We start from the raw sequence: 15,686 nt of genomic DNA on the forward strand, positions 1-15,686 counted from the left end.
CTCGGAATCGCCGATCCGACCCGGCATCATGTGGGGCACGCGACACCCTGTGTCGTGTAATCCGACCTGCTGAGGTGTGCGCCGATGGTGTCCAGATGGATGGCTTTTCTGATCCTGCTAGTTCCCCTGTCTGCTTTTGCGTGGGAGCAGCGGGCGTGCGGGCTGTCGGCGAAGGAAATCGCTTCGGCATCCGTCGAGGCGGCGACCGAGGCACTCCTGTCGAGCGCATGCGCGGCTTATCGCGAACCCCTGGTCGCACGGCTGGAGGAGCTGGCGAGCACGGGAAAGTGGGCTGACGAGGCGGGCAGTGATCCGGAACAGTGGCGGGAAATGGAAGGCGTGCTCGCGCTGGCGCGATTGAAGGTCGAGCTGCTCGGCGGAAATCTGCTGCGGGTCCGGCGTCAGCTGGACGTTGTGGAAACGCTGGCACAGTCCGGTGCGATGGCCGACATGGATGGCGAGGACCTCCGCTCGCTGGTGAGCAGTGTGAAGGGCATCCTGGACGGAACAGATCGTCCGGAGTGGCGTGCCTCGCTGCCTGGTCCGGATGAGGAATGGATCGCCAGGCCCGGCAAGTGCGGGATGGGGCGGTGGTTGAAGGCATGACGAACCTGCTGCCCGGCGCGTCCGACGCATGGGTGGCGGCCGGCCGGCCCGACGTTGCCGTCCAGCAGCTGCTGGTGGAGTCCTGGCGACCCGCGCTGGCGTCGGCAAGCCGGCTACCGATGTTGCGGGAATACACCGAACGGGCGTTCGGGCCGGGCAGTTATCGGCGCGAAGTCGAGGCAGCGCTGGCCAGTATCCGCATAACGGCCGGGCTGAAGGGGCTGGAAGGCCGGATGTCGCTGCTGGGTCTATCGGTCCCGGTGCCGCTGGGATACTACTCTTCGCGCGACGAGGAGCCCCGGCGTTTCGAGACGCCGGACGAGATTGCCCGGTGGCTTCGGCCGTTGCTCCTCCCGGAGTGAACCCGCGGCGCGCCGGTTTCCCCGGCGCGAACAGCTCCGCCGGCGCGCGAGCGTTCAGTCGATCGTGAACGACTGCAAGCCCACTGGCACCCCGTTGTCGCCGGTCACCGACATCACGATCTGCATGCCCGGAAAATTGATCGCGGCCAGCGAGGTGATCTCCGTGACGCCACAGTCGCTAGCCTTGATGTAGCTCGGTGCTACTTCGCCAGCATTGTTCGAGCCGACGAAGAACGAGTGACTGTTGATCATCCCGTCCGGCGTGTAGATCTCGACGACGAGGATATCCGTGCTGACATTCAACACCGGTGGTGCCGTGATCGGCACGCTCACCAGCGTGCCTGATGCGGTGTCCTGCACGGTGGTGGATTCGCTGGTCAGCAACGTGAGCGACGCGGTTGTCGGTGGATTGCTGGAACTCTTGTAGAGATTCACCTGGACCGGCTGCCCGGCGTTGGCGCCGTCATTGGCCAGTTCGACCCCATAGGTGATGTTCTGGATGCGGAAATGGGGCTGGGTGAGTATCGGAAATTTCGACAGGGTGAAGGCGCGGTAGTAGCCGTTGGCGGTGTGCAGTCCCTGCGCATTGCAGGACACCGAATTGTTGGCGGTGATGGCCGAGCTGTTGGACTGGGCGATGGTCTGCGCCGTCTGCGGGAACGCCATCGGCGGCCGTTGCGGCGAAGGATTGCGGTGGGGGCTGAAGCTCTGTGCGAAAAGGACCGCCGGGAGAACAAACAGGGCGACGGAAAGGCAAGTGCGTCGTGCGTGCATGGCTGCTCCTTGGCAAAAGGAAAGAGCACAGGTACGGCAGCGCGATCACCAAGACCCAGCCCGGGCAATGCCATGACACAGCCTGCGAGGCTGGCGGTCCGATACTCCCACATTGGCCGCGTTCTGCACAGGTACACGCGTGGCACGGTCTTTGCCACTTTCCGCCTGGAGCAGATTCCGCGCTTTGCAAGCGCGGATTCGCAATCACGACGAGAGACTGTCTTGGCGGTGCGCGATGTTTCCGGTGACGACTCATTGGGGCTAGGCTGTTGGCGTTCTCCGGAGATACTCCCATGCGCGCCGTCGGCTTGAATCGTTACCTTCCCATCACCGAGCCCGACTCCCTGGTCGACCTGGAACTGCCCGTGCCGCAGCCGACGGGAACGGATCTGCTGGTCCGCGTGCAGGCGATCTCGGTGAACCCGGTGGACGTGAAGGTGCGGGCGCCGAAGGCGCTGGTGGAACCGGCGCCGCGCGTGCTGGGGTGGGACGCGGCCGGTGTGGTGGAGGCGGTCGGTGACTCGGTCACGTTGTTCCGGCCGGGCGATGCGGTGTATTACGCCGGCGATATCACGCGGCCGGGCTGCAATGCCCAATTTCACCTGGTGGACCAGCACATCGTGGCGGCGATGCCACGGTCCCTCGACTTCGCACACGCCGCGGCCCTGCCGCTGACGGCGATCACAGCCTGGGAGCTGCTATTTGACCGGTTCGGGATTGATCCGGACGGATTCCATTCGGGCCGCAGCCTGTTGATTCTTGGCGGTGCAGGCGGGCTGGGATCGATGGTAATCCAGCTGGCGCGCCTGGCGGGGTTGCGGGTCATCGCCACGGCGTCCCGTCCCGAAAGTGCCGACTGGTGTCGTTCTCTGGGGGCCGAAGCGGTGCTCGATCACGGCATGCCGCTGCGTCCCCAGCTGGAATCACTGGGGTTGGCGCATGTGGATTACATCGCCAACCTCGTGGACGTGGTGGCGTACTGGGAGGTGATGGCCGACCTCATCGCGCCACAGGGCTGCATCGGCCTGGTGAGTGAACCTTCGGGCCCGGTTCGCCTGGGAGGGCCGCTGAAGGAGAAGAGCGTCAGCCTGCATTGGGAATTCATGTTCACGCGGCCGATGTTCTCCACGGCAGATCGCCTCGAACAGCACCGTTTGCTGACGCGTATCGCGGCATTGGTTGACGCCGGCACCGTGCGTGGCACGGCACGCCAGGTCCTGACGCCGATCAACGCGCGGCAGCTGCGCGAGGCGCATGCGCGCATCGAATCCGGACGCACGGTCGGGAAAATCGTCCTGGAAGGGTGGTGACCTATAGCGCTGTCAGTTGCGTAGCATGGGGTGGTCCACTCCGGGCGCCAGTCAGAACCCGTCGCGGAAAATCACGTCTGCCGGATCCAGCTGTTCCACCCAGATTGGTGCCGACCAGAGCATGTCGTCGTCGTCCTGGACGATCCGGGCGTAGTAGAAGTGATGGCCCACCGACGGTGTCAGCGTCGCCGTCGCGGTGCTTGCGGCCACGGTGACCGTGCCGTTGCGGCCGGGCACGCCTTCGTAGATCTGCACCTGGTCGACGCTGTGTCCGGACGTGCTGGCATAGAGCGTTGACAGTTCCAGTGGTCCGACGTTGACGATTCGGCTACCCATGAGGTGGCCGTTGGCGGTGAAGATGATCTGTCCGGTCCGGTCCATCGTCGCAAACACGCGCCGCGCGCGTAGGGCCTCCACGAACGAGGCCATGCTGAGCGGTGTACCGTCGGGGATCAGCACGGCCGTGCGATTGGTATACGACAAACCCCAGTTGGCGCAGTGATTGTCCTGGTTGCTGGCCGGAGCGACATGGAATCCGCGTTCGAGCATCTTCTTCCACGCACTTTCGTAGGGCGTGTTGCTCGTCTCGGTCTCGGTAGTGTTCACCGAGAAGGCCGAGGTATTGAGCACTTCGGTCAGCACCATCACCGCGTCGCCGTCCTCGGTATAGCCCAGGGCCGTCGACCCCACCAGGAACTGCGTCGTGCTGGACGGGTGATTGAACTGCCCCAGCGCGCCTTCGCTACGCATCACGGTGTAGAGGGTGTCGTAGCGGTCCTTGGGTGTATACACCGAGCCGATCAGCTGGCCGCCATTGGTGTACTCCCATTCGTAGAGACCGGATGCGCCGAGAATGTTGAGGTGCCCGCCATTGGTCGTCACACCCCATTCCATGCCATAGAGCGCGAGAAAATTGCCGGCGTGATCGGTGTTGTACTGCGTGGCGATGGCCAGGCCCGCGTTGTACAGCGCAATCGCCGCCGCGGGATCGGCGGAGGCGTTGGTACTGGTCGATCCGTCGTACAGATGGTTGTGTTCGGATGCCATCAGGAAATCCAGTCCCCGATCGTTCTGCGCGTCGGCATAGGCGTAGGCATCGGCCGGGCCGAACGCGCCATCCTGCGGACCTTCCGCGCCGTTGCAGGTGGACAGGTCCCCGCCACCATCGCTGTGGTTGGTCTGGCTGTGAAGATTCCCCATGTATACGGTGTAGGGGAGGGTGCCGGAGGTCTGTGCTGGTGCCCGCAGTGCGCCGACCGCCCGGGCGTGCGGCAGGCCCTTGAACGCTGGCATGACCGGACGCGGCAGCTCACCGGCCTGGACGTCCCATTCGTGGATTACCGGTAGTTCGACGCGGGCCTGCAGCAGGGAATCGACGCTCGCGGCGGCCACGCCCCGGGCCAGGTCGCTCGCGGATCCGGCGATGGCGGCCAGCTGGACCACGTAGTGGCCGGCCGGCAGCCGCTTGCCGTGGCTGTCGAGGCCATCCCAGTGCAACGACTGACGGGTTCGGGTATCGCCGGTCGTCGCGGTGCCGGACCATTGCCTCAGCACGCGCCCTTGCGGTCCCAGCAACTGGACGCGCCAGTTAACGCCGACGGCCTGCTCGCCGGGATACTGGAAAGCCAGGCCAAACTGGCGTGAATCGTCGGCATTGCCGCGAAAAGGCGCCTTCAGCGTGGCCTCCAGTTCGCGGTGTTCAGTGGGCACTTCGCGGGCGGGCGCGGCAGAGGCCGCCAGGGCGGAAAGGGTTACGCACAACAACGACGTGGCAAACGGCGAACGCATCACGACATCCTCGCCGCAAACGCATGGGCGTCCCGGCGCATGAATCACCAGGCCCGGCCTTCCTGCCGCCCGCGACGATCCGACATGGACCGATGCCCCCCTGGCACCGGCGCTTGACGCGGATCCTTGCGGAAATCTGCGCTGGATCCGAGGATCCAGGCCTCCGAGTATAGAGGCCTTAAGCGCCACGGGCATGTGCGGTCGCAACACCGCGTATACGGAGGGTGAAACGCGCAAAACGGTAGATTTTTCCCTAGCCGCCCAGATCGGAGGCAAACAGCGTGTCATCGGCATGCATCCGCGCGACCATCACGTGGGTGCTTTCCGCCTCGCAGTAGGGCGCGGCGAGACCGGCCAGTACCGGTTTGCCCATCCAGTTGCTGTAGCGCACCGGTCGCTGTGAGGTCGGAATGTTGTTCGCGCAGGTGCCTCCGACGCCGCGATAAGAGAACGTGGTTGCGCCGTGATTGCCGAAATCGGTGTACACGCCGTCTTCGGTCGGCAGCGCGCCGAGCGTCACCACGCTGGCATAGGTGCCGACGTCCGAACCGGCAAGCTGCGGCGCATGCGACTCCTCGTGCAGAAGGCGCAAGCCGGCGCCGTATAGCACGCGTCCGCCCGCAATCGGTATCACCGAGCCGAACAGCCAGTGGCTGTTGATCGACAGGGGCTGTCCGGCGATCGCCGGCAGGTCAGGCAGTACGACTTCCGAAGCCCCGGTTTCGCGCAGCACCACCAGGCGTGGCTGCAGCGGTGCGTTGGACAGGTCCGGATTGCGCCAGGCGCTCGGCACGACCATCACGCCGGTGGGCAGGATGCGCCCGCTACCGACGGTGTAGTGCCCGCTGCCGGCGGTGACGACGGATTGCACCTGGCCGGAGACTGCGTCCAGTTCCGCCTTGAACCAGCGTGATTGATTGCTGGCAGGGTGCAGGCCGTGTCCGCCGACCCACAGGCGGTCGTTGGGGCCGATGCCCGCGGTGGTCGCCGCCGACGTTTCGAAGCCGGCGAAGTTCACCAGCCGGACCGCGGAGACCGTGCCCGTTGGCGTCAGGTGGGCGACGAAAGCGTCGCTGACGCCACTGGCCAGCGTGGCCGATCCGCTGATGTAGATGTCATTGCCTGCGCCGATATTGATGCCGAGCGGATACTCGGTGTTGCCCAGGCCCGACAGGTGTTCATCCAGATTGAGCGTCACCATGCCGGCGGCGCCGAAATTCGTGTCGAACACGCCGTCCTGGGTGAGTTTGACGAGCTGTATGTTCTGATCCAGGTCGGTACCGCGAATGACGCGCGCAACGAGAATCGCGCCGCTGCTCAGGCAGGTGCCGAGCTTGATGGTGGTGATGCTGGTGGTGGCCATGTTCGCCTGTACGCCGCTCAGGCCAAAGCTCGTGTCCAGTGCGCCGTTGGCTTTGATGCGGAACAGCGAGAGATTGCTGGTGCCGACTTCCGCTGCCACGTTGAGCGTGCCATTGGGGCCGGCGCAGGCGGCCAGACCGGTGCTTTGGAGATCGGCGGCGCCCAGGGCGGTGTAGGTTGCGATCCCGCCGCTGCCGAAACGGGTATCAAGGCCGATGGTTTGCGCCACGGCGGCGCCCATGGGGGTGGCAAGCATCAGGGAGATAAGAATGCGGCGCATAACGGAACCAGGCGGAGACGAAGTCGTCGGTGCCAGGACATGCGAAGTTGCGATGCCTTTTCTCCGCGGCGATCGTGTCGGAGTGCAACGATCGCTCTTCCAGCGCCTGGGTGAGCCAGGGAGGGATGACCGGCGGCGCGTGGGCTGTGACTGAGTTCAAAGGCGGCAGTGCCGCCACCGGCGATACTTCGTCTCCCTCGCCCAGATGTCTTCCGATGCGCCGCCTATCCGCCTTGCTGGCCCTTGTCATGCCCGTCGTGGCGATGGCGACGCAATACACGCCGCCGGTTACCCAGGACGACCTGGACAACCCGCACAAGGGATTCATGCTGTGGGGCACGACCTGGTCGCAGGGCGGCGCGGAGAATCACTACGGTGCCAGCATCTATCACGTCTATGTGCCCTGGCGTGAACTGGAAACGGCAGACCAGGTGTTTGACTGGGCCGGCTTCGAGCAGCGGCACCTGCAGCCCATCCTGAACGACGATCCACAGGCAACCTTCGTCCTGCGTCCTGTTGCGGACTATCCCGACAGTGTCGGAACGGGCCTGAGTTTCTATTACACCGGGGGGCAGCCGGAGCGCGACTACCCGCTGTTCCTGGAACAGCCGCCGCTGAACATCCCGGCATTCGACTACACCAGTTGCGACGGCGACGGACCGGGGCGGACGCCAGATTGGAACAATGCAGCATTTGCAACGCAGGCCCGGCAGCTGATAGTGGCACTGGGCCAACGCTACAACGGCGACCCGCGCATCACCGCGATCCAGGTGGGGCTGCTGGGGTTGTGGGGAGAATGGCACCAGACGGGTTGTCCTACGCCGGAGCCGAATGATGCGGTCAAGCGCCTTGTCCGCGATGCCTATGTCACGGCGTTTCCGCAAACCCGCCTGCAGACGCGGTACGCGCGCGATCCGGACGCCGTCGGCGTGAACTTCGGATTCCACGAAGATTACTTCCCCTCGTTCACCGCCAACTGCACCTTTGGATTTCCCTCCTGTGACGACAGCGGCGACTGGAATCTCGAATACGGACTGGCGCATGTCGTTCCCGCCGCGCGACAGAACTGGAAAGAAAACCCCGTCTCCGGCGAGAGCCCGTTCACGGCGCAGAAGAACGCCTGGGTCAACGACACGGCTGATATCCTGACGGTGATCCGCAATTACCACTTCAGCTTCCTGGGGCCGGCCGGCAAGCACGAGGAGGCGGGTTTCGCCACGCCGCTCAACTCGATCAAGCGGACGCTGGGCTACGATTTCGCGGTCAATCGCCTGGTGATTCCGGATGTGCTGGCCGCCGGCATGCCACTGGCGTTCACGCTCGAGGTCACCAATCGCGGCGCTGCGCCGGTCTACCACGGCTTCGCGCCGCAGCTGCATTTTGTCGACGGCGGCGGCGTGACACGGGGTACGGTGTCACTCACGGGCGATTTGCGCACGGTGTTGCCCGGCAGCACTACCACTTTCACCGGCCAGTTCTCGCTGCCGGCCATCGCACCCGGCAGCTACAGCCTGCGAATCAACCTGGGTGCGACGGCTGCCGGCCAACGCGCCATCACGCTGCAGAATTCGCCGCGCGATACGAGTGGCCGCGTCACTCTGGGGACAGTCACGGTGCAGGCGGCGCCGGACCGGATCTTTGCCTCCGGTTTCGAGTCGCCGTAAGCGATCTACAGCGTAATGCCGTAGAGGTCGACGTCGTGGTCGCCCGCACTGAGGCGGGTTCGTGTTTCGAAGCTGAACCCGATTTTGCACAGCAGGCTTGCCGAGGCGCTGTTCTGCGGTGAGACGATCGCCACCAGACGTCGCAAACCGATGTCTTCGCGCGCATGCACCAGCGTGGCGGCAGCAGCTTCGCGGGCGAAGCCCATCGCGCGGTAGCGGGGCAGAAACGCGAAGCCCAGGTCGACATCGGCCAAGGTATCGCGCTTGATCAGGCCGCAGATCCCCAGTGCTTCGCCGGTGTCCCGCGAAGTGACGCAATACAGGCCAAACCCCTTCGCGGCGATCATCGCCATTGGACCGTTGCGGATATAGGCGCAGGCGTCGTCCCGGTTGCGTACGCCCTTGTCGCCGATGTAACGCAGCCAGGCCGGGTCGGTGACGAGCTCGAAGATGAAGTCGGCGTCTGATTCGTCCAGGTGCCTCAAGGTGAGGCGTTCGGTGTGCAGAACGAGGGATGTCATCGGTGGAGGCGTCGTGGCTCGGCCCGGCAATGCGGAGTGGCGAGTATGCGGCGTGCGCCAACCTCGTCAAATCGACCTTCGTCTGTGGGCGAAAGCGGTGCGCCGTGCCGGCACGGCAACGGCGCACGTCCGCCTCACTGCGGCAGGCTTAGCCCGATGGCGCTCATCGCCGCACCGACATACGCAAACAAGGCTGGATCAAGTCCGCGCTCCGCCATCGCCTGCGGCTGCGCCGCATAGGCCTGTGACAGCTTGCGGGTGACAGCGACGTCGCCGCCGGTAAGTGCGGTGACCAGTGCATGCCATTGCCGCGCCAGTTCAGCCATCGACGGGTCGTGCGGTGGCAGGCCGGCCTGCATTGCGGCGCGCACTTTGCTGATAAGAGCGGGCCAGGCTTCCCGGCTCGCGGCAAGGGCAGCGGTGCCCAGCTGCGCCGCGCGCCCGCGCAGCGCTTCGCGTTCTTCGGCGGTAAATGAAACGTCCAGGGCTTTGGTCATGCTGAGGTTCTCCAGGAGTGCATCGATAGACAGGGTCGATGCCGAATCCACCTGGTGCGCCGCCTGCCGCAGCGCATCGAGTGCCTGTGTGCGTTGCTCCAGTTCCTGCTCCAGCCGGTGTATCCGCTGTGCCAGCAGGGTGGCGACAATGCGGGGATCGCGTTCGAGCAGACGCGCGATCTCGCCCAGGGCAAATCCACTTTGCTTGAGCAGCACGATCTGGTGCAGCCGCGCCAGCGCTTCGGCACCGTAGAGCCGGTAGCCGGCCGCCGAGTGTGTCGATGGTCTGAGCAGGCCGCGCTGCTCGTAGAGACGCAGAGCCTTGGCGCTGACGCGGCCGCGTTCGGCCAGTTCGCCGATGCGGAGGAATCGCGGTGCGGTGGAAGGTGAGTTCGACATCGCGGCCGACACTGCGGTTTGCCCCAGGGGCAAGGTCAAGCAGGATAGCCGAGACTGTCTTGGCGAGCGGAGCAGGCGGCAGGACAGACGGCTTGCCGGTCTGTATGGCCTGCCAGGAGGCGCGGGTAAACTACGGCCTTTGCGAGGGAGCAGGGGACAGCATGAACAGCAAGGCCATCAGCGGGTTGGTCGGTATTGTTGTCGGCGGCGCCTGGCTGGTGTGGAACCTGCAGCACCTGACTTCGCAGGGCTATGTGGCCATCGCGATGCCGCTGCTGATCTGCGTCCTGGGGGCGGTCTACTTTTTTCGTAGTCGCGACGAGTCCTGACGTTCCGCACGCCGGCAGACGAAAGGGCCCTGGTCAGGGCCCTCTCGCGATGGACCGTCACCGTTGCTGTGTCGCCGAGCCGTCGACGCACTGCGAGTATTCGTGGCTGGCGATCCTGCCATCACGGTCGATGTCGCAACTTTCAATGCTGGCCCGCGCCTGCAGATTGGTGTTGAGCTCATCCGAAGACACGTAGCCGTCGCGGTTGCGGTCGAGCAGGGTGAAACTCTGCTGCACGGACAGGGTCGGCTGGATCGTGCCGCCCACGGTGGTCGTGGTCGTCCCGTCGGCATTCAAGGTCGTCGTGGGAATAGTCGTGTTCGTGGCCGGGTTCGCCGTGGTGCTGGCCGTGTTCGGATTGGCCGGTGCGCTGAGCGTGGGATTGGCCGGTGCGCTCAGCGTGGGGTTGGGCGGCGAACTGAGGGTCGAATTCACCGGTGCGCTGGTCTGCGCGTTGACCGGTGTGGGGGGCGTGGCGGGCGTTGCTGGCGCCTGCGCATCGACGGGCTGCCGACGCGTTGCGCTGTTGTCCGTCGGGGCGGTCGCCGTGGGCGGCGTGCGCGCGCCACTCGCTTGTGCGGTCGCCGATGTGTTTGATGAAGCCGTTGAGCTCGACTGTTGCGCCGGCGCGCCCTGCGGCCCGGCCGCATTGCTCGTTACCGGCGCCGGTACGGACTGGGGCGCAGCGCCAGTCGATTGCGCCAGTGCCGTGCCAGAAACAAAAGCAAACTGTACCGCCAATACCAGGGTCGTCTTGTGCAGTGCCGTCATGGGGGATCTCCCGTGTTCAATCACGCAGGTCCCGCACGGAGCGTGCCACGCGCGCGCGCCGCAATTCCCACGGAAGATCGCGCCCTGCAACGGGCTGAAAGCGTGGCCGATCCTGCGGCGTGCACGGCAATGGCGGGCCGGTCGTGCGATGTTCACGCATGCCGGCAGCGAGCTGCGCTGGCGCCCCCAATGCACGTGGTTCACCACTTCACCAAGGCGCCCGGGTGCCGGACTGTACTGCGGGCAACTCATCGGGACGAAAGACCCAGGCCCTGGACGGCTTTGCCTGCGTGTGGTCTGTACGCCGCGCGGGCAGGCGCTTCGCCGCGACTAGACATTGGTCAATAGCGGTGCAATACCGATTGACGCTGCTGCGTCGGCAGCGCCACCATCTCTGGCTGACATCTGTGTCGCTCCTTCGCTGCCAGGATCTCCGTATGCCGGAAGCTGATCACCCCATTCAGTGTCAATGTGGAAAACTGCGCGGAACCCTGTCGCGCAGCGCCGCCTTCACGCGACTGCGCTGCTACTGCCGTGATTGCCAGGCCTATGCACGCGCATTGGGCAAGCCCGCGGAGATTGTCGATCCGCAGGGTGGCAGCGATATTGTCGCGACGCTGCAGCAGCACGTTGCGTTCAGCCAGGGCAAGGAACAGCTCGCGTGTCTGTCCCTCAGCGAGCAAGGCCTGCTGCGCTGGTATGCGCGCTGCTGCAACACGCCGATCGGCAACACGGCGCGAGACGTGAAGATGTGCTACATCGGCCTGATGCACAGTGCGCTTTCCAGTGCACCGGTAACGCTGGATGCCGCTTTCGGCAATGCCGCGATCGCGGTCAACGCGAAAAGCGCACGGGGGGCGGTCACCGAAAGCGGTATTCGGACGGTGCTTGCCACCGTCCGCATCATCGGACGGGTGCTGCAATCACGCTTCTCCGGAGCGTATCGGGCCAGCCCCTTCTTCTCCTATCCGGACGGACGCCCCGTTGCCGATCCGCGCGTGCTGGATGCGGCCGAACGCCAGCGCGCCTTCGACACCGCCTGAGACAGTAGCGGAACACCGAATTTCGCCACCGGGGCCCGCGTCGTCAGAGGCGCGCGCCTGGCCGAAGTGCTACTTTGCAGTCTCCGTTCGTGGGAGGCGCAGATGCGGGCTGATGAGGCCGGTCGGGCCCCGGCGAGTACTACCCGCAGGACTGCCCGGGTGGACAGCGTGCCGATGCGGGCGCGTCGTGATGGTGGGTCATGCGCCTGATCTGGCGGCTGGCCGTCAACCTGGTCAGCGGGTACTTGCATATCGCCATGATGGCGGCGATCACGATCCTGGTCGTGCCGGTGTATGCACGCACGATGGGGGCATCGCAGTGGGGCATCGTCGCGCTGTGCATGACCTTGCAGGGTCTGATGTTCTCGGTCGATGTCGCGCTGGGGCCGCTGATGTTGCGGGAGATTGCCCGTGCTGTGGGCAGCGGACGGCAGCGCCAGGTCGAGCGCCGTTTCCTGCGCATTTACCTGAGCATCGCCGCTGCGCTGTTTGTCGCAGGGCAGGCAGGAATCTCCCTGTTCGCGACTCCGCCGCAGGCAGGTAGTCCGGATGAGCTGACCACGGCATTACGTCTGGTCCTGGTTCAGTTCTTTTTCCAGTTCTCCAACAATGCGGCGATCGGTTACTGGAACGGCATGCAGCGCCAGGCCTTCGCCAATCTGCGGCTGGCGATGTTCACGCTCATGAAGCACGGCCTTGCCCTGGCGCTGGTGCTGGGGTGGAAGGCGAGCGCGCTGGTCTACCTGACCCCCTTTGCCATCATCGGCGGGCTGGAATTCCTGACCAACCAGTGGCGCGTACGCGCCAGCGTGGCAGGCATTCACACGGGGCCGCTGGACAGTGACCACGACGCTGTCAGCGGTTGGCGCGAGCTGGCGGCCTACGGTCCCACGGCGATCCTGGGTCTGCTCACGACCCAGATCGACCGCGTTGCGCTGTCGTTCCTGCTGCCGGCCAGTGAGTACGGCGTGTACTACCTCATCTCGGCACTGATGTTGTCGCTGCTGTCACTCCAGGCACCGATTCACCGCGCCTTTCTGCCGGCGCTGGTCACCGCCACGGCAGCGGCGCGCGTGGTGGCGGCGATGCGCCGCGTCTCGGTGCTGGCGCTAAGCCTGCCATGCCTTGCAATGGCCGTGTTTCCGGAGTTTCTGCTACGTGTCTGGTTGCACGATGCGACCATGGCGACGGCCGGGGCAGACTGCCTGCGCCTTCAGCTGCTGGCCGTCGCCCTGATCGCCTTCTATGCACCGACCGGTCAGCTGCTCTTCAGCCAGCACCGGTACCCGCTGATGTTTCGCATGAACGCCGTGATCCTGGTACTGCAGGGCGGCATCCTGGTGATCTTCGCGCCGACGCTGGGATTGCTCGCCGGCGGCCTGGCGTGGTGTGGCCTGGGCGTGGTGCAGGCGGTGATGGCAGTGGTCCTCTGGCCGCGCCGCGGGTCGGACGCGCCGGTAACCGGGTGAAGCGGCGGCGCATTCGTTCTGTGCGGGCGGGGCGGCTCCTGGCAAACTGAGCAGCCGTTCGCACAACAGGTGCGTATCGATTGGCGGATCCACGCCGCCGCTGCTGCGAAGATGCGCTGTTTTCGCCCCCTCGATCGACAAGGAAGCCCGATGTCCCTGCTGTTCCGCCTCTTCGCCGCAACCGGCCTGTGCCTGGGCGGCGTGTCCGCATCGTCCGGCGCCGACTGGCACTCGTCCGCCGACCTGGTCAAGCGCAGCCCCGACAGGTTCGTCCGGGCTGACAAGGCTGCCATCGAGGCCGCGCTGCAGCGCGCCGACAAGGTGGTTCACGTCGACGACTATCTGCGCGAGAAGAACCTGACGGTCTACCTGCACAAGGGCGACCTTGTCGTGGACGGTTCATTTTCCAACGACGACGCGTTGATCGTCGACGGCAACCTCACCATCCGGGGCAGCTACGACGACTACAACCCGGGTATCGGCGTGCTCCTGGTCACCGGCGACCTGCGCGTGGAAAACCTGGTGAGCTGGGGCACTGTGGCAGTCAATGGACGGCTGGACGCCAGCGGCCTGGTCTACGCCTACTACAACGACTTCACCTTTGAGGTCGGTGGCCCGGTGAAAGCGCAGGCATTGGTCGTGTACGACAAGATGAGCGACTATGGCCCGGTCGAGGCTGCCGTCGTGCAGACTCACGATGACATCCAGCACGCGCAGGCGCTGCGCCATTTCGTGCCGGAACTGATGATCGACGACGTGCTTGAACATGATCCGGAAGACGGCGAGGTGTCGGCCTGGGCCAGCTACGGCGCAGCCACGAGCCGCATTCACGACGAGCTGCCACTGTTTCGTGAATCGCCGGCGCCCGAGAACCTGCCGGCGGACGTCAACCGTCTGCTGCAGGCGTCAGTGGACGAGGCGACCATCGCGCGCCTGGCCAGCTCGGATCGACTCCTGGCAATGGTGGCAGCGGCACGCGAGAAACTGCCGTTGACCATCCAGCGCCAGCTGCTGGCCCAGGGCGATGCGAAGGTGCTGGAGCTTCTGGCCGGCAACCCGTCCACCAGCAAGGTCATCCTGGAACAGATCGCGAAGGCGAAGCCGCAGACGGCGTCTGCGATCGCGACTAACCCCAACGCGCCGTCTTCCGTGCTCGCTCCGATGGCGCAGAACACCGATCCCGCCGTGCGCATGGCCGTGCTGGAGCATGCTGATCCGCCGTTGGAACACCTGGTGAAGCTTGCCGGGGATGAATCGGCCGAGGTGCGCGAAGCGCTCGCACGCAGCCGGCATGTCCGGCGCCTGTCGGCGGCCGTCCTGGGTACGCTGGTGAACGACAAGGAAGCGGGCGTGCGCGCCGCGCTTCCGGTGCATGACTCGCTACTCACCGTGGAGCAGTACGCGGCGCTCGCGGCCGACACGAGCGCGGTCGTGCGGGTTGCCGTGGCCGAGTCGCTGAGCCGCCAGGCGGTGTGGGAACAAGTACCGGTGGGTGAGACGCCGGCGCGGGAAGCGCTGGCCTTGCGCCTTTCATCGGATGAAGACAAGCAGGTTGTCGCTGCGGTCCTGGCCGCGCTCGCGCCAGCCGAGCAGGAGCGCCTCGCGGCCTCGGCGCAGGCGCCCTTCAAGCGCGTCGTCGATGTCACGCTGGCCAGGCACACCCGCAGTGTCGCGCTGATGTCGCGCTATGCGGAGGGTGCGCAGGACCTGGCCGAGGAGCTGGCGGAAAACCTCGCGTTGCCTGCGGCGGTGCAGGAAAAGCTGGTGGCGCGCCTGCCGCCTGCGGCATCCCATCCCCATGTGTCGCGCTTCGATCTGGAGGCTTTTGTCGCACAAAGCCAGACCTGGGACGCGGTCGTTGCCAAGCTCATGGAAAACGAGAATGCCGCCGCCTCCGCTGTCCTGGCGACGGCGAAGTACTGCAAGGCGATTCGCGGTGACGCGACCTTCTGCTCCAGCCTGATGGACCGGGACGACCTCAGCGCGGACGTGTTCGACGTATTGGCCGGAACCGGAGACATGGAATTCCGTGAAGACTGGGCGCTGACGGTGCTGGGTAGCATCCACGCGTCGCGTGCCCAGATCGAACGTGCCGTGCCGCTGTGGTACGACGACGACAAGGCCCTGCAATCGGCCGTGAAGGCGCTGGGCAAGCACTCCGATGACGCGGCCTGGTTTGGCGCGCTGGCGCAATCGGAACACGCACAGTTGCGCGAGATTGCCGCCACTAACGCGGCCACGCCGCCGGCGGTGGTTGCACGCCTGCTGGAAGACCCGGAAGAAGATGTCCGTGGTCCTGCATCGGCCAACCCGTCGTTGCCTGCGGACGTTCTTGCCAGGACGGCGAAGTCGCCCTCCTGGGCACTGAGCAATCCGGCAATCCCCGACGCGTTGCTGCGCGAATTGCTGGACCGGGCGCTGGCAGGCGCCGAGGCGACACCCGACGCGGATGACGTGAAGGAAGTGATTGCGCGCCGGTTCCTGAGGGCCAGGGCCGGGCAATAGTCCCGT

Annotated in this window: 14 protein-coding genes; 8 read left to right on the top strand and 6 right to left on the bottom strand. The window is 65.5% G+C overall.

The features are described from left to right. Positions 1–99: 99 nt before the first annotated feature. Both N4264_RS10655 and N4264_RS10660 read left to right on the top strand, forming a co-directional pair. Positions 100–606 carry a hypothetical protein gene (locus N4264_RS10655; protein ID WP_261697011.1) on the top strand — a complete coding sequence of 169 codons (507 nt, stop codon included), beginning with the start codon at positions 100–102 and terminating at the stop codon, positions 604–606. After that, positions 603–968, top strand: a complete 366-nt coding sequence (locus N4264_RS10660; RefSeq protein WP_261697012.1) for a hypothetical protein — start codon at positions 603–605, stop codon at positions 966–968. Before N4264_RS10655 ends, N4264_RS10660 begins: the two co-directional genes overlap by 4 nt. A 54-nt stretch (positions 969–1,022) precedes the next feature. Here the strand turns inward: N4264_RS10660 and N4264_RS10665 are convergent, their stop codons facing one another. Then, a complete protein-coding gene (locus N4264_RS10665; RefSeq protein WP_261697013.1) occupies positions 1,023–1,742 on the bottom strand; it encodes a hypothetical protein in 720 nt (239 codons plus the stop codon). A 293-nt stretch (positions 1,743–2,035) separates the two neighbouring features. On the opposite strand from N4264_RS10665, the gene N4264_RS10670 reads away from it, so the two are divergent. Further along, on the top strand, positions 2,036–3,052 hold the full coding sequence (locus N4264_RS10670; protein WP_261697014.1) for a zinc-binding alcohol dehydrogenase family protein: 1,017 nt from the start codon (positions 2,036–2,038) through the stop codon (positions 3,050–3,052). Between the two features lie 51 nt (positions 3,053–3,103). Here the strand turns inward: N4264_RS10670 and N4264_RS10675 are convergent, their stop codons facing one another. Both N4264_RS10675 and N4264_RS10680 read right to left on the bottom strand, forming a co-directional pair. After that, on the bottom strand, positions 3,104–4,840 hold the full coding sequence (locus N4264_RS10675; protein ID WP_261697015.1) for a CehA/McbA family metallohydrolase: 1,737 nt from the start codon (positions 4,838–4,840) through the stop codon (positions 3,104–3,106). Between the two features lie 253 nt (positions 4,841–5,093). Beyond that, on the bottom strand, positions 5,094–6,482 hold the full coding sequence (locus N4264_RS10680; protein WP_261697016.1) for a hypothetical protein: 1,389 nt from the start codon (positions 6,480–6,482) through the stop codon (positions 5,094–5,096). 215 nt (positions 6,483–6,697) lie between these two features. On the opposite strand from N4264_RS10680, the gene N4264_RS10685 reads away from it, so the two are divergent. Then, positions 6,698–8,146, top strand: a complete 1,449-nt coding sequence (locus N4264_RS10685) for a DUF4832 domain-containing protein (protein WP_261697017.1) — start codon at positions 6,698–6,700, stop codon at positions 8,144–8,146. Positions 8,147–8,151: 5 nt separating this feature from the next. On the opposite strand, the gene N4264_RS10690 is transcribed toward N4264_RS10685, so the two are convergent. Together N4264_RS10690 and N4264_RS10695 are read right to left on the bottom strand one after the other, a co-directional pair. Next, positions 8,152–8,667 carry a GNAT family N-acetyltransferase gene (locus tag N4264_RS10690; protein WP_261697018.1) on the bottom strand — a complete coding sequence of 172 codons (516 nt, stop codon included), beginning with the start codon at positions 8,665–8,667 and terminating at the stop codon, positions 8,152–8,154. 134 nt (positions 8,668–8,801) lie between these two features. Beyond that, entirely contained in the window at positions 8,802–9,563 is a 762-nt protein-coding gene (locus N4264_RS10695) for a MerR family transcriptional regulator (RefSeq protein ID WP_261697019.1), read from the bottom strand. Positions 9,564–9,724: 161 nt separating this feature from the next. Between N4264_RS10695 and N4264_RS10700 the strand changes: the two genes are divergently transcribed. Further along, a complete protein-coding gene (locus tag N4264_RS10700; protein ID WP_261697020.1) occupies positions 9,725–9,892 on the top strand; it encodes a hypothetical protein in 168 nt (55 codons plus the stop codon). A gap of 57 nt (positions 9,893–9,949) precedes the next feature. Here N4264_RS10700 and N4264_RS10705 read toward each other — a convergent pair whose 3' ends face one another. Next, positions 9,950–10,663 carry a hypothetical protein gene (locus tag N4264_RS10705; protein ID WP_261697021.1) on the bottom strand — a complete coding sequence of 238 codons (714 nt, stop codon included), beginning with the start codon at positions 10,661–10,663 and terminating at the stop codon, positions 9,950–9,952. A 437-nt stretch (positions 10,664–11,100) separates the two neighbouring features. Between N4264_RS10705 and N4264_RS10710 the strand changes: the two genes are divergently transcribed. From N4264_RS10710 to N4264_RS10720, 3 genes are all read left to right on the top strand, one after another. Continuing rightward, the gene (locus tag N4264_RS10710) at positions 11,101–11,706 is read left to right on the top strand and encodes a DUF6151 family protein (protein ID WP_261697022.1); all 606 of its coding nucleotides are present in this window, start codon (positions 11,101–11,103) and stop codon (positions 11,704–11,706) included. A 200-nt stretch (positions 11,707–11,906) separates the two neighbouring features. Continuing rightward, positions 11,907–13,175: an MATE family efflux transporter gene (locus tag N4264_RS10715; protein WP_261697023.1), complete on the top strand. Its 1,269-nt coding sequence runs from the start codon at positions 11,907–11,909 to the stop codon at positions 13,173–13,175. 150 nt (positions 13,176–13,325) lie between these two features. Beyond that, positions 13,326–15,680 carry a polymer-forming cytoskeletal protein gene (locus N4264_RS10720; protein WP_261697024.1) on the top strand — a complete coding sequence of 785 codons (2,355 nt, stop codon included), beginning with the start codon at positions 13,326–13,328 and terminating at the stop codon, positions 15,678–15,680. Positions 15,681–15,686: the final 6 nt, after the last annotated feature.

The sequence above is a fragment of the Tahibacter amnicola genome (assembly GCF_025398735.1).
Classification (GTDB): Bacteria; Pseudomonadota; Gammaproteobacteria; order Xanthomonadales; family Rhodanobacteraceae; genus Tahibacter; species Tahibacter amnicola.

Coding starts and splice junctions, on each gene's coding strand:
- N4264_RS10685 (WP_261697017.1), top strand. CDS start 6,698: ATGCGCCGCCTATCCGCCTTGCTGGCCCTTGTCATGCCCGTCGTGGCG.
- N4264_RS10660 (WP_261697012.1), top strand. CDS start 603: ATGACGAACCTGCTGCCCGGCGCGTCCGACGCATGGGTGGCGGCCGGC.
- N4264_RS10710 (WP_261697022.1), top strand. CDS start 11,101: ATGCCGGAAGCTGATCACCCCATTCAGTGTCAATGTGGAAAACTGCGC.
- N4264_RS10680 (WP_261697016.1), bottom strand. CDS start 6,482: ATGCGCCGCATTCTTATCTCCCTGATGCTTGCCACCCCCATGGGCGCC.
- N4264_RS10720 (WP_261697024.1), top strand. CDS start 13,326: ATGTCCCTGCTGTTCCGCCTCTTCGCCGCAACCGGCCTGTGCCTGGGC.
- N4264_RS10655 (WP_261697011.1), top strand. CDS start 100: ATGGCTTTTCTGATCCTGCTAGTTCCCCTGTCTGCTTTTGCGTGGGAG.
- N4264_RS10690 (WP_261697018.1), bottom strand. CDS start 8,667: ATGACATCCCTCGTTCTGCACACCGAACGCCTCACCTTGAGGCACCTG.
- N4264_RS10695 (WP_261697019.1), bottom strand. CDS start 9,563: ATGTCGAACTCACCTTCCACCGCACCGCGATTCCTCCGCATCGGCGAA.
- N4264_RS10715 (WP_261697023.1), top strand. CDS start 11,907: ATGCGCCTGATCTGGCGGCTGGCCGTCAACCTGGTCAGCGGGTACTTG.
- N4264_RS10700 (WP_261697020.1), top strand. CDS start 9,725: ATGAACAGCAAGGCCATCAGCGGGTTGGTCGGTATTGTTGTCGGCGGC.
- N4264_RS10670 (WP_261697014.1), top strand. CDS start 2,036: ATGCGCGCCGTCGGCTTGAATCGTTACCTTCCCATCACCGAGCCCGAC.
- N4264_RS10675 (WP_261697015.1), bottom strand. CDS start 4,840: ATGCGTTCGCCGTTTGCCACGTCGTTGTTGTGCGTAACCCTTTCCGCC.
- N4264_RS10705 (WP_261697021.1), bottom strand. CDS start 10,663: ATGACGGCACTGCACAAGACGACCCTGGTATTGGCGGTACAGTTTGCT.
- N4264_RS10665 (WP_261697013.1), bottom strand. CDS start 1,742: ATGCACGCACGACGCACTTGCCTTTCCGTCGCCCTGTTTGTTCTCCCG.